The 14,036-nt window shown below is 68.3% G+C and carries 11 protein-coding genes; 7 read left to right on the forward strand and 4 right to left on the reverse strand.

Annotated elements, in window-relative coordinates:
• Positions 1-3: 3 nt before the first annotated feature.
• Positions 4-2,220, forward strand: coding sequence for a peptidyl-dipeptidase Dcp (gene dcp / locus ISP17_RS02215; protein ID WP_404629882.1), 2,217 nt, complete (start codon positions 4-6; stop codon positions 2,218-2,220).
• Between the two features lie 163 nt (positions 2,221-2,383).
• Here dcp and ISP17_RS02220 read toward each other — a convergent pair whose 3' ends face one another.
• From ISP17_RS02220 to trxA, 3 genes are all read right to left on the reverse strand, one after another.
• A complete protein-coding gene (locus tag ISP17_RS02220) occupies positions 2,384-3,751 on the reverse strand; it encodes a glutamate--cysteine ligase (RefSeq protein ID WP_404629883.1) in 1,368 nt (455 codons plus the stop codon).
• Positions 3,752-3,981: 230 nt separating this feature from the next.
• Entirely contained in the window at positions 3,982-5,805 is a 1,824-nt protein-coding gene (gene rho / locus ISP17_RS02225) for a transcription termination factor Rho (protein WP_404629884.1), read from the reverse strand.
• Between the two features lie 150 nt (positions 5,806-5,955).
• Positions 5,956-6,282, reverse strand: a complete 327-nt coding sequence (gene trxA / locus ISP17_RS02230; protein ID WP_404629885.1) for a thioredoxin TrxA — start codon at positions 6,280-6,282, stop codon at positions 5,956-5,958.
• A gap of 440 nt (positions 6,283-6,722) precedes the next feature.
• On the opposite strand from trxA, the gene ISP17_RS02235 reads away from it, so the two are divergent.
• The 6 genes from ISP17_RS02235 to rpoH all read left to right on the forward strand — a co-directional run bounded on the left by ISP17_RS02235 (position 6,723) and on the right by rpoH (position 12,990).
• Positions 6,723-8,456, forward strand: a complete 1,734-nt coding sequence (locus ISP17_RS02235; RefSeq protein WP_404629886.1) for a DEAD/DEAH box helicase — start codon at positions 6,723-6,725, stop codon at positions 8,454-8,456.
• Between the two features lie 102 nt (positions 8,457-8,558).
• Positions 8,559-9,236, forward strand: coding sequence for a cell division ATP-binding protein FtsE (gene ftsE / locus ISP17_RS02240; RefSeq protein ID WP_404629887.1), 678 nt, complete (start codon positions 8,559-8,561; stop codon positions 9,234-9,236).
• On the forward strand, positions 9,233-10,222 hold the full coding sequence (ftsX, locus tag ISP17_RS02245; RefSeq protein WP_404629888.1) for a permease-like cell division protein FtsX: 990 nt from the start codon (positions 9,233-9,235) through the stop codon (positions 10,220-10,222). Before ftsE ends, ftsX begins: the two co-directional genes overlap by 4 nt.
• A 156-nt stretch (positions 10,223-10,378) precedes the next feature.
• Complete coding sequence (locus ISP17_RS02250) at positions 10,379-11,227, forward strand: response regulator (RefSeq protein ID WP_404629889.1); 849 nt, start codon at positions 10,379-10,381, stop codon at positions 11,225-11,227.
• Entirely contained in the window at positions 11,224-11,928 is a 705-nt protein-coding gene (ung, locus tag ISP17_RS02255; RefSeq protein ID WP_404629890.1) for a uracil-DNA glycosylase, read from the forward strand. The genes ISP17_RS02250 and ung overlap by 4 nt, the downstream gene beginning before the upstream one ends.
• A gap of 198 nt (positions 11,929-12,126) precedes the next feature.
• Entirely contained in the window at positions 12,127-12,990 is an 864-nt protein-coding gene (gene rpoH / locus ISP17_RS02260) for an RNA polymerase sigma factor RpoH (RefSeq protein ID WP_404629891.1), read from the forward strand.
• A 72-nt stretch (positions 12,991-13,062) separates the two neighbouring features.
• On the opposite strand, the gene tal is transcribed toward rpoH, so the two are convergent.
• On the reverse strand, positions 13,063-14,016 hold the full coding sequence (gene tal, locus ISP17_RS02265; protein WP_404629892.1) for a transaldolase: 954 nt from the start codon (positions 14,014-14,016) through the stop codon (positions 13,063-13,065).
• Positions 14,017-14,036 lie beyond the last annotated feature (20 nt).

The following is a 14,036-nucleotide window of genomic DNA, read 5'->3' on the forward strand; positions in this document are numbered from 1 at the left end:
CGCATGCTCCGACTCCGCACCCTCGTCATGGCCACCAGCATCGCCCTCGCCGCCTGTTCGCAGCACGGCAACGAGCCGGCCAAGTCCGCCGCGCCGGCCGCGCCCGCGCCGGCTGGCACCGCCCCGGCCAAGGCCGTCAGCACGGCCGCCGTCGCGCCGTTCAACGACGCCAACCCGTTCGCCAGGGCCAGCACGCTGGACTACCAGGCGCCGCCGTTCGACAAGATCACCGACGCCGACTACCAGCCGGCGATCGAAGAGGGCATGCGCCAGCATCTGGCCGAGATCGAGGCCATCGCCAACAGCGCCGCGCCGGCCACCTTCGACAACACCTTCGTGGCGATGGAGAAGTCCGGCGCGCTGCTCAAGCGCGTGATGGCGGTGTTCGAGGGCGTCACCGGCGCCAACACCGACGACACCCTGCAGAAGGTGCAGGAAGACGAGGCGCCCAAGCTGGCTGCCCACGAGGATGCGATCTACCTCAACAGCAAGCTGTTCGCGCGGGTGGAGTCGGTCTACAACCAGCGCGCGTCGCTCAAGCTCGATCCCGAATCGCTGCGCCTGGTCGAGGTGGTCTACCGCGACTTCGTGCACCACGGCGCCAAGCTGTCCGACGCCGACAAGGCGAAGCTGAAGGACCTCAACAAGGAAGAGTCGACGCTCAGCACCAAGTTCACCAACACCCTGCTCGCCGCCACCAAGGACGGCGCGCTGGTGGTGGACGACAAGGCCAAGCTGGCCGGCCTCTCCGACGGCGACATCGCCGCCGCCGCGGCCGCCGCCAAGGAGCGCAAGCTCGACGGCAAGTACGTCATCAGCCTGCAGAACACCACCCAGCAGCCCGCGCTGCAGGGGCTGGAGGATCGCGCCACCCGTGAGGCGCTGTTCAAGGCGTCGTGGGACCGTGCCGAGCACGGCGGCGCCAACGACACCCGCGCCATCATCGAGCGCATCGCGCAGATCCGCGCCGAACAGGCCAAGCTGCTGGGTTTCCCGAACTATGCCGCGTGGAAGCTGGAAGACCAGATGGCCAAGACGCCGCAGACGGCGATCACCTTCATGCAGAACCTGGTGCCCGCGGTCACCGCCCGCGCCGAGCGCGAAGCGAAGGACATCCAGGACGTGATCGACGCGCAGAAGGGCGGCTTCAAGGTCGAGGCCTGGGACTGGCAGCATTATGCCGAGCAGGTACGCAAGGCCAAGTACGACCTGGACGAGAACCAGATCAAGCCGTACTTCGAGCTGGACAACGTGCTGCAGAACGGCGTGTTCTACGCTGCCAACCAGCTCTACGGGCTCACCTTCAAGGAGCGCAAGGATCTCCCCGTCTACCAGCCGGACGTGCGCGTGTTCGAGGTGTTCGACAAGGACGGCAAGTCGATGGCGCTGTTCTATTGCGACTACTTCAAGCGCGACAACAAGGGCGGCGGCGCGTGGATGAGCAACTTCGTCGACCAGTCGAAGCTGCTGGGCACCAAGCCGGTGGTCTACAACGTGGCCAACTTCACCAAGCCGGCCGCCGGCCAGCCCGCGCTGCTGTCGTTCGACGACGTGATCACCATGTTCCACGAGTTCGGCCACGCGCTGCACGGCCTGTTCGCCGACGAGCAGTACCCCACGCTGTCGGGCACCAGCACCGCGCGTGATTTCGTCGAGTTCCCGTCGCAGTTCAACGAGCACTGGGCGACCGATCCGAAGGTGTTCGCGCACTACGCCAAGCACTACCAGACCGGCGCGCCGATGCCGCAGGCGCTGGTGGACAAGATCAAGAAGGCCGGCACCTTCAACAAGGGCTACGACATGACCGAGCTGGTCTCGGCGGCGCTGCTGGACATGGGCTGGCATTCGCTGGGCGCCGACGCGCCCAAGCAGGACGCCGACGCGTTCGAGGCCAAGACGCTCAAGGACGACAAGATCGACCTCAGCTACGTGCCGCCGCGCTACCGTTCCAGCTACTTCCAGCACATCTGGGGCAACGGCTACGCCGCGGGCTACTACGCCTACCTGTGGACCGAGATGCTGGCCGACGACGGCTTCGAGTGGTTCAAGGAGCATGGCGGCCTGACCCGCGCCAACGGCGACCGCTTCCGCGCCATGGTGCTGTCGCGCGGCAATACCGAAGACCTGCAGAAGCTCTACGAGACCTGGCGCGGCAAGGCGCCCAGCGTGGAGCCGATGCTGATCGACCGCGGCCTCAAGGACGCGCCGAAGGCGAAGTAATCGCGTCGTGTGCGTGTACGAAAAAGGCCGGCGCAAGCCGGCCTTTTTCATGCGTCCCTGACGTCGATTGCCCGCAGACCGCAGGAGCCTGCTCGCCAGCGATGCCTTTCGCTCTGGATGCGCATCAGGAGCAAAAGCTCGCTCGCGAGCGGGCTCCTACAAGTCAGTAGGCGAACTCGCGGAATACCGGGTCGACGCTGCCGCCCCAGGCGCCGTGGAACAGCTCCAGCTTGCGCTCGGCCGGGGTCTGGTTCGCCTCGACGATCTCGATCAGCGGCTGCAGGAAGATGCTCTCGTCCGCGCCGCCGGCGTTGAGGCGGGCGCGCCGCTTCAGGCCGTGCGCGGCGATCTTCACCGCCTCGCGCGCCAGGTCGCGCACGGTGCCGCCGCGGAACGGCAGCTTCAGCGCATGCTTGGGCACGCCGTCGCGCAGGGCGTGGCGCTCGGCGAGGGTGAAGTCCTTGACCAGGTTCCACGCGGCATCGAGCGCCTCGTCGTCGTACAGCAGGCCCACCCACAGCGCGGGCAGCGCGCACAGCCGGCCCCATGGGCCACCGTCGGCGCCGCGCATCTCCAGGTACTGCTTCAGGCGCACCTCGGGGAAGGCGGTGGTGAGGTGGTCGGCCCAGTCCTTCATGGTGGCGCGGGTGCCCGGCAGGGCGGCCAGCTCGCCGGCCATGAAGCGCTTGAAGTCCTGCCCGGCCAGGTCGATGTACTTGCCGTCCTGGTAGCTGAAGTACATCGGCACATCGAGGATGTAGTCGACGTAGCGCTCGTAGCCGAAGCCGTCCTCGAACACGAAGTCGAGCATGCCGGTGCGATCGGCGTCGGTGTCGGTCCAGATATGCGAGCGGTAGGACTGGTAGCCGTTGGGCTTGCCCTCGGTGAACGGCGAGTCGGCGAACAGCGCGGTGGCGATCGGCTGCAGCGCCAGGCTCACGCGGAACTTCCTGATCATGTCCGCTTCGCTGGAGAAATCCAGGTTGACCTGCACGGTGCAGGTGCGGGTCATCATGTCCAGGCCGAGCGCGCCGACCTTGGGCATGTACTCGCGCATGATCTTGTAGCGGCCCTTGGGCATCCACGGCATCTGCTCGCGCGACCACTTCGGCTGGAAGCCCATGCCGAGGAAGCCCAGGCCCATGCCGTCGGCGATCGAGCGCACCTCGGCGAGGTGGGCGTTCACCTCGCTGCAGGTCTGGTGGATGGTTTCCAGCGGCGCGCCCGACAGCTCCAGCTGGCCGGCCGGCTCCAGCGTGATGGATGCCTTGTCGCGCGACAGCGCCACGGGGTTTTCGCCCTCGCGCGCCACCTCCCAGCCGTAGCGGGCGGCCAGCGTTTCCAGCAGCACCTTGATGCCGCGCTCGCCCTCGAAGGTAGGGGGGCGCAGATCGTCGGTGCGGAAGCCGAACTTCTCGTGCTCGGTGCCGATGCGCCACGCCTCGCGCGGCTTTTCGCCGGCGGCGAGGTAATCGACAAGCTGCTGGCGACCCGCGATCGGGGTGCTCTTGACGGCACTGGGGATGGACACGGTGCAGGCCTTGTTCGGTGGGAGCGGCGATTATGGGGACGACGAGCCGCGCCCCAAGGGCGTGCGCGACAAATAATTGTACGCGAGAGTTCAGGAGCGCTGCACATGCCGAATGACGTGGGGCCGGCACCCGTTGTCGCAGCCCTTCGCGCCGGTTCGCATGCCGGCACTGCGCCCAAGAAAAAGCCGGCCAGCGGCCGGCTTTTCCTGCATCGACTTGGCGCCTGGATTCAGCGCTTCATCGAGTTGAAGAACTCGTCGTTGGACTTGGTGCTCTTCATCTTGTCCAGCATGAACTCCATCGCGGCCAGCTCGTCCATCGGGTGCAGCAGCTTGCGCAGGATCCAGATCTTGGCCAGCAGGTCCGGGTCGATCAGCAGGTCCTCGCGGCGGGTGCCGGAGCGGTTGATGTCGATGGCCGGGTAGACGCGCTTCTCCGAAATGCGGCGGGACAGGTGCACTTCCATGTTGCCGGTGCCCTTGAACTCCTCGTAGATCACCTCGTCCATCTTGGAGCCGGTGTCGGTCAGCGCGGTGGCGATGATGGTCAGGCTGCCGCCTTCCTCGACGTTGCGCGCGGCGCCGAAGAAGCGCTTAGGACGTTGCAGCGCATTGGCGTCGACACCGCCGGTGAGCACCTTGCCGGAGCTGGGCACCACGGTGTTGTAGGCACGGGCCAAGCGGGTGATCGAGTCGAGCAGGATCACCACGTCTTTCTTGTGCTCGACCAGGCGCTTGGCCCGCTCGATCACCATCTCGGCCACCTGCACGTGGCGCACGGCCGGTTCGTCGAAGGTGGAGCTGATCACCTCGGCGCGAACGGTGCGGGCGATCTCGGTCACTTCCTCCGGACGCTCGTCGATCAGCAGCATGATCAGGTGCGCGTCGGGATGGTTGTAGGTGATCGCCTGGGCGATGTTCTGCAGCATCATCGTCTTGCCCGACTTGGGCTGGGAGACGATCAGGCCGCGCTGGCCGCGGCCGATCGGCGCCACCAGGTCGAGGATGCGGCCGGTGATGTCCTCGCTCGAACCGTTGCCGCGCTCGAGCTTGAACGCCTTGCGCGGGAACAGCGGGGTGAGGTTCTCGAACAGCATCTTGTTCTTCGACGCTTCCGGCGGATCGCCGTTGATATCGTCGACGCGCAGCATGGCGAAGTAGCGCTCGCCTTCCTTCGGATGGCGCACGCGCCCGGTGATGTAGTCGCCGGTACGCAGGTTGAAACGGCGGATCTGGCTGGGGCTGACGTAGATGTCGTCGGGGCCGGCCAGATAGCTCTCGTCGGCCGAGCGCAGGAAGCCGAAGCCGTCCTGCAGGATCTCCAGCACGCCCTCGGCCCAGATGCCGCCGCCGGAGCGGGCGTGCGCCTTGAGGATGTTGAAGATCACGTCCTGCTTGCGCTGGCGCGCCACGCCTTCCTGGATGCCCAGCGACTCGGCGAAGGCCAGCAGCTGCGGCGCCTTCATGCGCTTGAGTTCGGTGAGGTTGATCAGGCGATCATTGCTGCCGACGTCACCGGTCTCGTCATCGTCCATCGGCAGGCCGTTGGGGTTGCGCTGGCCGCCACCGTTGCCGGGAGTGCCGCGCTGGCCGCGCTCGTGGCGACGACGCCGGCCGCGGTCGTTGCGGTCATTGCGATCGTTGCGACGCGCCTCGCCGTTGCCGCCACCCTGGCCCCCCTGGTTCGGTCCGCCAGGATTGCCCTGGCCGCTCTGGCCACCGCCCTGCGCCGGTGGGTTGGCATTGCCGGACTGGCCGCCGGGCGCGGGCGGATTCGCCTCGCGCGCCTCGGAGGCCGGGCGGGTGTTGCCGTCGGCGGCAGGTGCGGGGCGCTCGGCCGGCGGGCGCTCGTTGCCGCGATCCACCGGCAGGCTGCCCTGCTGCGGTGCCGGGGCCGGACGCGGTGCTTCGTTTGGCGTCGACGCTGCCTCGGCGGACGGCTTCTCCGCTTTCGGCGCAGCCGCCTTGCGTGGCGCGCGCTGACGCGGTTCGCCCGCAGGCCGGGAGTCGGCGCCCGAGGCGTCGTTGGGTTCTTTGCTTTCGATATCGGACACGGGCAAACCTCGTGGGGGCGCCGTTGGTACAGGAGGGAGGGAGGACACGTTGCGCAGAACGCGCGGCGGAACAGGACTGTTCCGAACAGGCTGGAATCTAGCACCCGCCGCGCGGCGCCGTAAAGCGCGGCGGCGGGTGGGCAGGGCGCGTCAGAGCGCCTTGTCGATCATCTGGGTCAGCTGGCCCTTGCCGACGGCGCCGATCTGGGTCGCCTCGACCTTGCCGTTCTTGAACATCATCAGGGTGGGGATGCCACGCACGCCGTAGGTGCGCGGGGTCTGCTGGTTCTGGTCGATGTTGATCTTGACCACGCGCAGCTTGCCTTCGTACTGCTTGGCCAGCTCGTCGAGCACCGGCGCGATGGCCTTGCACGGGCCGCACCATTCGGCCCAGAAGTCCAGCAGCACGGGGGTGTCGGACTTGAGTACTTCCTGCTCGAACGCAGCATCGCTTACGTGGGTAATGAGGTCGCTCACCGGGGTTCTCCGAGGGTAGGCGGTGGGATGAGGGCGACCGCGCGGCCGGCATCGGCTACACTGGGGTGCCCATGAAGCGCGGGTCGTTCCGGACTTGGGGAAGCGCGATCGCCGTTGCGGCGCCCGTGCATTCCAGCCTAACTCGGGGCGCGATTCAAGCGATTCAAGGGCCCGGCCAGCGGGTGGTTCCGTTGACATAGGCAAGCCCATTGCGCGGTTGCACTGCCGCCAGACGCCTTGCCTATGCCAGCGGAACCGCCGGTTCGGGCCGTTCCACTCCGGCGCTCGTCACGATTCGTGTCGGCGGCCGCGCCAGCCTCACCGGCCGGTGCGGCGCCCACGCCTCCTCCTCGCGCCGCATCCACCCACCTGTCCCAAGGCCACGCGGCGGCGGGACCGGGCGAGCCGCCTTGCGCCGCCCGCAGCGAAACTGGCCTCCCATGTCCGAAACCGTTCTCACCGATACCTTCTTTGCCAACTTCGATCTGCACCCGCTGCTCAAGCAGGGCCTGGACGACGCCGGCTTCACCCGCTGCACGCCGATCCAGGAGCTGACCCTGCCGGTCGCCCTGGCCGGGCGCGACGTGGCCGGCCAGGCCCAGACGGGCACCGGCAAGACCTGCGCCTTCCTGGTGGCGCTGATGAACCGCCTGCTGACCCAGCCGGCCGCCGCCGACCGCAAGGATTCCGACCCGCGTGCGCTGGTGATCGCGCCGACCCGCGAGCTGGCGATCCAGATCGACAAGGATGCCCAGTCGATCGGCCGCCACACCGGCCTGCGCACGGCGCTGATCTACGGCGGCGTCGACTACGACAAACAGCGCCAGCAGCTCAAGGACGGCTGCGACATCATCATCGCCACGCCCGGTCGCCTGCTCGACTACTACAAGCAGAACGTGTTCGGGCTCAACAGCGTCGAGGTGATGGTGATCGACGAGGCGGACCGCATGTTCGACCTCGGCTTCATCAAGGACGTGCGCTTCATCTTCCGCCGCCTGCCGGCGCGCGAGCAGCGCCAGGTGCTGCTGTTCTCGGCCACGCTGAGCCACCGCGTGCTGGAGCTGGCCTATGAGCACATGCACGAAGCCGAGAAGCTGGTGGTGGAGACCGACAACGTCACCGCCGACCGCGTGCGCCAGGTCGTCTACTTCCCCGCCAAGGAAGAGAAGATGCCGCTGCTGCTCAACCTCCTTGAGCGTACCCAGGCCGAGCGCAGCATCATCTTCGTCAACACCAAGGCCGCCGCCGAGCGCATCACCGAGCGCGTGAAGCGCCAGGGTTACCGCGTGGGCGCGCTGTCCGGCGACGTGCCGCAGCTCAAGCGTCAGAAGCTGCTGCAGCGTTTCCAGGAAGGCCAGCTCGACATGCTGGTGTGCACCGACGTGGCCGCCCGCGGCCTGCACATTCCCGCGGTCAGCCACGTCTTCAACTACGACCTGCCGCAGGACGCCGAGGACTACGTCCACCGCATCGGCCGCACCGCGCGACTGGGTGCCGAGGGCGATGCGATCAGCTTCGCCTGCGACCTGTACGCGATGAGCCTGCCGGACATCGAGACCTACATCGGACAGAAGATTCCGGTCGCCTCGGTCGATCCGGAGTTGCTGGTGATGCCCAAGCCGAAGGCGATCGACGCGCAATTCGTCGCGGATGCCGCGGCCGACAGCGCCGCGTTCGGCGACCGCGTCGAGCCGCGCGAGGGCGACAAGGGCGCGCGCGGCAGCCGCAGCGGCAGCCGCGACGGCAAGCGTGAAGGGCGCGGTCCGCGTCCGCCGCGTTCTGCCGAGGCGCGCCCGCCGCGGGCCGCGGTCGCCGAGGCGACAGTGGCCGAGGTCGCCGTGCCGAATCCGGCCACCGCGCCGGACGACGCTCCCGCCGACGCCAGTGGTGCGCCGCGCAAGCGTCGCCGCCGCGGCGGTCGCGGCCGCAATCGCCGCGATGGCGAGGCGGCTCCGGCCGAAGCGGGTGCAGCGGGCACCAGCCGGCCGGCGGCGGAGAACAATGCTCCGCGCGGCGAGCGTCGTCCGCCGCGCGAGCGCCGTCCGTCCAGCGATGCTGCCGGCACGCGGCCGTCGCGTCAGGTGGCGGTGCAGTCCGGCATGCCGGCCGAGGCGGCCGCGCCGAAGAAGCCCGGCTTCTTCCGTCGCCTCACGCGTCTTTTCACCGGCCGCTGAGCGTTTGTCGAGGGTGGACCCCGCGCGCGGCGCGGGGGCTCACCTTGCTGCGCGCATCCCGTATCCTTGCCGCTGGATGGGACGGCAACGTCGGGGAACGCGGTGATCCGCTTTGATCAGGTAAGCAAGCGCTATGACGGTGGCCACGAGGCGATCTCGCAGCTGTCGTTCGAAGTGGGCGACGGCGAGATGGCCTTCGTCACCGGCCACTCCGGTGCCGGCAAGAGCACATTGCTCAAGCTGCTGGCGCTGATCGAGCGGCCGTCGCACGGCCAGATCCATCTCAACGAGCTCAATCTGTCGAAGGTCGGCCGGCGCGGTATTCCCGGCTTGCGTCGGCGCATCGGCATGGTCTTCCAGGATCATCGGCTGCTGATGGATCGCAGCGTGTTCGCCAATGTCGAGCTGCCGCTGGTGATCGGCGCGCTGGCCCCGGCCGAACGCGCCAAGCGCGTGCGCGCGGCGCTGGAGAAAGTCGGCCTGCTGGCCTACGAGCGGCAGCTGCCCGATACCTTGTCCACCGGCGAGCAGCAGCGCGTGGGCATTGCCCGCGCCATCGTGGCGCGACCGAGCCTGCTGATCGCCGACGAACCGACCGGCAACCTCGATCCGCAGCTGGCGGTGGAAATCATGGGCCTGTTCGCCGAGTTCCAGCAGGTTGGCACCACCGTGCTGGTGGCCAGCCACGACCTGCCGCTGATCAAGCGCATGCGCAAGCGCGTAATCGTGCTCGATCACGGCCGCCTGGTGGCGGACGTCGCCGCGCAGGAGGTGCTGTGAGCAAGCGCCCCGAACAGTCCGCCGCGGACGATGCCGCGACAGCCCAGCGCGGCAGCCGTCGCAGCGAATCGCGCCGGGTCGCCAGCTGGAGCGAACACCATCGCTGGAGCGCGGCGGCCAGCCTGCGCCGCCTGCTGGCGCGACCGTTCGGCACCTTGATGACGGTGGCCGTGATCGGCTTGGCGCTGGCGCTGCCGCTGGCGTTCTACCTGCTGCTCGGCAACGTGCAGCGCATGGGCGATGCGCTCGGCCAGCGGCAGGCGATCAGCGTGTTCCTGCAGCCGGGGCAAAGTGGGTCCGCGGCCCAGCTGATGGCGAGCAGCGTGCGCGAGCGCGCCGATGTGGCCGCGGTGACGGTGAAGACGCCGCAGCAGGGCATGGACGAGCTGGCCGCGATGCAGGGTTTCAGCGGCGCGGTGCACGCGCTGGACGACAACCCGCTGCCCTACGTGCTCGACGTGCAGCCGAAGGACGCGCTCGATGCCGGCGCGGTGCAGGATCTGGTGACCCAGCTGCGCGACCTGCACGGCGTGGACATGGTGCAGGACAGCGGCAGCTGGCGGCAGCGACTGGACGCGCTGCTCGGGCTGGGCAACCGCATCGTCGCGGTGCTGGCGCTGCTGCTTTCGCTGGCCGCCCTGCTGGTGGTCGGCAACACGGTGCGGGTAGACATCGCCAGCCGGGTGGAGGAGATCGGCGTGCTGATGCTGATCGGAGCGAGTCGTCCGTTCGTGCGTCGGCCCTATCTCTACGCGGGCATCTGGTACGGGCTGTTCGGCGGCGTGCTTGCGTCGCTGCTGGCAGTGGCGATCGAGCTGTCGCTGGTAGCGCCGGTAGAGCAGCTCAACGCGGCCTATGCCGGCCAGCTCGAACTCGGCGCGCTGCCGCTGTGGCTGCTGCTGTCCACGCCGCTCGCCGCGGCGGTGCTCGGCTGGCTGGGCGCGCGGCTGGTCAGCGCGTGGCAGCTGCGGCGGACGACGGTCTGATGCACTGCATCCGCGCATTGGTGATGGTGATCGCAGGCACGGTGGCGTGCGACGTAGCAAGATCGACGGCTCCGGCAAAGCGCCGGGGACCGGGGCGGGAGAGGCAGTGATCGACGTGCGGACCTTGGCGGCAGGCGCCATGCGGAAATTGAAGCCATGAGCGGCAGCATCAGCGGCCGCAGCGTGGGCGAGGCGCCGCGCGTGCTGGTGGTTGATGGCTCGAAGGTGGTGCGCCAGCTGATCACGCGCGTGCTGGCCAGCGAGCTGCCGGCGGCCCAGGTGGTCGGTTGCGCCACCGGCGAGGAGGCGCAGCGCGAGCTGCAGTCCGGCGCGTTCGATTTCATCACTGTGGCGCTGCGCCTGCCGGACATGGACGGACTGGAGCTGGCGCGTTACGTGCGCGAATCGGCACCGCAGGCCTACGTGCCCATCGTGGTGGTCTCCGGCGACGTGGACGACCGCCTGCACCGGCGCGCGCTGGGCGAGCACGTCACCGACTACTTCGACAAGTCGCTGGGCTTCCCCGCGCTGGGTGCCTTCATCCGCGGCTACGTGAGCCCGCAGGAAACCGCCTCCGGCACCGTGCTCTACGTCGAGGACAGCCGCGTGGTGGCGCTGGCGACCCGACGCATGATGGAGAAGATCGGCCTCACCGTGCGCCACGTGGTCAGCGTGGAAGACGCGCTGGCACTGCTGGAGGCCGATCGCGAGCTCGGCTGGGTGGGGGCGGACGTGGTGCTGACCGACGTCAGCCTGAAGGGCGAGCTGACCGGCGGCGATCTGCTCGAACGCATCCGCACCGACTTCGGCTACGGCAAGGGGCGGCTGCCGGTGCTGGTGATGACCGGCGACGAGAACCCGGCCAACCAGGCGGCCCTGCTCAGGGCCGGCGCCAACGACCTGGTCGAGAAGCCGGTGGAGGAGCATCTGCTGATCACCAAGCTGCTGTTCCAGCTGCGCGTGTCGCAGCACCTGCGCTCGCTCAACCAGCCGCCGCCGGCATGAGCGGCGAGCGCGTCCGGCTGGAACCGGGCTGGAAGGCCCGCATCGGCGACTATCTGGAGCGGCCTGAGATGCGCGCGCTGGCCGACTTCCTGCGCGCGGAAAAGCGGGCGGGCAAGGAGATCTATCCGCCGGGGCCGGAGATCTTCGCCGCGTTCGACCACACGCCGTTCGACGCGGTGCGGGTGGTGATCCTCGGCCAGGACCCGTACCACGGGCCGGGCCAGGCGCACGGCCTGTGCTTCTCGGTGCGCCCGGGGGTGCCGGTGCCGCCCTCGCTGGACAACATCTTCAAGGAAATCACCCGCGACTTGGGCATCCCCCGGCCCGACCACGGCTGCCTCACGCCTTGGGCCGACCGCGGCGTGCTGCTGCTCAACGCGGTGCTGACGGTGGAACGCGGCCAGGCCGGCTCGCACCAGGGCAAGGGCTGGGAAGGCTTCACCGACGCGGCGATCGAGGCGCTCAACCGCGAGCGCGAGGGCATCGTGTTCCTGCTCTGGGGCAGCTACGCCCAGCGCAAGGGGCGGCTGATCGACACGCAGCGCCATCACGTGCTCACTGCCGTGCATCCCTCGCCGCTCTCGGCCCATCGCGGCTTCATTGGCTGCGGGCACTTTTCGGCCGCCAATGCCTGGCTGCAGCGGGCCGGAATGGCACCGATCGACTGGTCGCTGCCGCCGCGGGCGGCGCTGGCGGGGTGAACCGGCTTCACGGTGGGTGAATGTCCGCCGCGGAGAATGGTGAGTCCTCCCTGCCGACTGGACTTCCCGCCGGCTTTTCTGTACCATTTGGTTCAATAAGTCGACGCGGCGACCATCTGCCGCGCCGGAACTTTGTGTCGGCTTTAGCACTCCAAGTACCCGAGTGCTAAGCTGCTCCCCATTCAGGAGGTTCCGCCCATGTCCCAGGCCTTGGTCACCGCCAACATTCCGGTACCCAGCCTCGTTGGTAGTCTGGATGCCTATATCTCGGCGGTGCACCGCATTCCGGTGCTCAGCCAGGAAGAGGAGCAGGCGCTGTCGCGCCGCTACCTCGAAGACAACGACCTGTCCTCAGCCAAGAAGCTGGTGATGTCGCACCTGCGTTTCGTGGTGCATGTGGCCCGCGGCTATTCGGGCTACGGCCTGCAGCTGGGTGATCTGATCCAGGAAGGCAACATCGGCCTGATGAAGGCGGTCAAGCGTTTCGACCCGGATCAGGGCGTGCGCCTGGTGAGCTTTGCCGTGCACTGGATCCGTGCCGAGATGCACGAGTTCATCCTCAAGAACTGGCGCATCGTGAAGGTCGCCACCACCAAGGCGCAGCGCAAGCTGTTCTTCAACCTGCGCAAGAGCAAGAAGCGCCTGGGCTGGATGAATGCCGAGGAAGTGCGCACGGTGGCGAAGGATCTGGGCGTGCCGGAGGCGACCGTGCGCGAGATGGAATCGCGCCTGTCCGGCCGTGACGTCGGCTTCGAGGCCCCCGTCGATGCGGATGAAGATGCCAAGCCCGCGCCGGCTGCGTTCCTGGTGGACGATGGTGCCGATCCGTACGACTCGGTGTCCGATGCCGACCAGAGCGACAACCAGCTGGAAACGCTGTCGGCCGCACTGGAAAAGCTGGACGACCGCTCGCGCGACATCATCCAGCGCCGCTGGCTCAACGACGACAAGGCCACGCTGCAGGATCTGGCCGACGAGTACGGCGTGTCGGCCGAGCGTATCCGCCAGGTCGAGGCCAACGCGATGAAGAAGATGCGCGGATTGTTCGCCGCCGCAGCCTGATCGTCTCGTCATCAGCAGCAAGCAAAAACGGCCCCGCGAGGGGCCGTTTTTATTGGCGCCTGGCGTTTCTCGCTAGAGCTTCGCAGCCAGCAGCTTTTCCAGCTTCACCTGGTCGGCGGCGAACTTGCGGATGCCATCGGCCAGCTTGTCAGTCGCCATCGCGTCCTGGTTGTGGCCCCAGCGGAAGGCCGGCTCGCTGATCGGCTCCGGGCGCGGCGCGCGGGCGTCCGCATTCTCCAGTGCACGCGGCAGCGGGTCGTGGCTGGCATCGAGCTTTTCCAGCAGGTCCGGGCTGATGGTGAGGCGGTCGCAGCCCGCCAGGGCGCGGATCTGGCCGGCGTTGCGGAAGCTCGCCCCCATCACCACCGTCTCGAAATCGTGGCGCTTGTACCAGTCGTAGATGCGGCGCACCGACTGCACGCCCGGATCCTCCTCAGGCTCGAACGATTTCGCGTCGGTGTTGGCCACGTACCAGTCCATGATGCGCCCCACGAACGGCGAGATCAGGTACACGCCCGCCTCGGCGCAGGCCACCGCCTGCTCGAACGAAAACAGCAACGTGAGGTTGCACTGGATGCCGCGGCGCTCCAGTTGCTCGGCGGCGCGGATGCCGGCCCAGGTGGAGGCGATCTTGATCAGGATGCGCTCGCGCGCCACGCCCGCGTCCTCGTACAGGCCGATCAGGCGTTCGGCCTTGGCGATGGTGGCGTCGGTGTCGAAGGACAGTCGCGCATCGACCTCGGTCGACACCCGGCCCGGCACCAGGTCGAGGATCTTGCGGCCTACCGCCACGGCGAGGTGGTCGCCGGCGTCGACGAGCTGCTGCACGCGGTCGTGACCGCGCGACTTCGCCCACGCCACCGCCTCGTCCAGCAGCGGCGCGTAGGCGGGAATGCCGGCGGCCTTGAGCAGGAGGGAGGGATTGGTGGTGGCGTCGACCGGCTTGTAGCGGGCGATCGCCTCGATGTCGCCGGTGTCGGCGACCACGGTGGTGTACTGGCGAAGTTGTTCGAGCTGCGATGCCATGGGGAACTCCTGAATATCAG

Origin of the sequence: Dyella ginsengisoli (assembly GCF_044904665.1) — a bacterium.
Classification (GTDB): domain Bacteria; phylum Pseudomonadota; class Gammaproteobacteria; order Xanthomonadales; family Rhodanobacteraceae; genus Dyella_A; species Dyella_A ginsengisoli.

What these genes read in the sequence shown, in the direction of transcription:
- dcp (WP_404629882.1), top strand. Translation starts at nt 4, where the DNA reads ATGCTCCGACTCCGCACCCTCGTCATGGCCACCAGCATCGCCCTCGCC.
- ISP17_RS02235 (WP_404629886.1), top strand. Translation starts at nt 6,723, where the DNA reads ATGTCCGAAACCGTTCTCACCGATACCTTCTTTGCCAACTTCGATCTG.
- ISP17_RS02250 (WP_404629889.1), top strand. Translation starts at nt 10,379, where the DNA reads ATGAGCGGCAGCATCAGCGGCCGCAGCGTGGGCGAGGCGCCGCGCGTG.
- ung (WP_404629890.1), top strand. Translation starts at nt 11,224, where the DNA reads ATGAGCGGCGAGCGCGTCCGGCTGGAACCGGGCTGGAAGGCCCGCATC.
- rpoH (WP_404629891.1), top strand. Translation starts at nt 12,127, where the DNA reads ATGTCCCAGGCCTTGGTCACCGCCAACATTCCGGTACCCAGCCTCGTT.
- tal (WP_404629892.1), bottom strand. Translation starts at nt 14,016, where the DNA reads ATGGCATCGCAGCTCGAACAACTTCGCCAGTACACCACCGTGGTCGCC.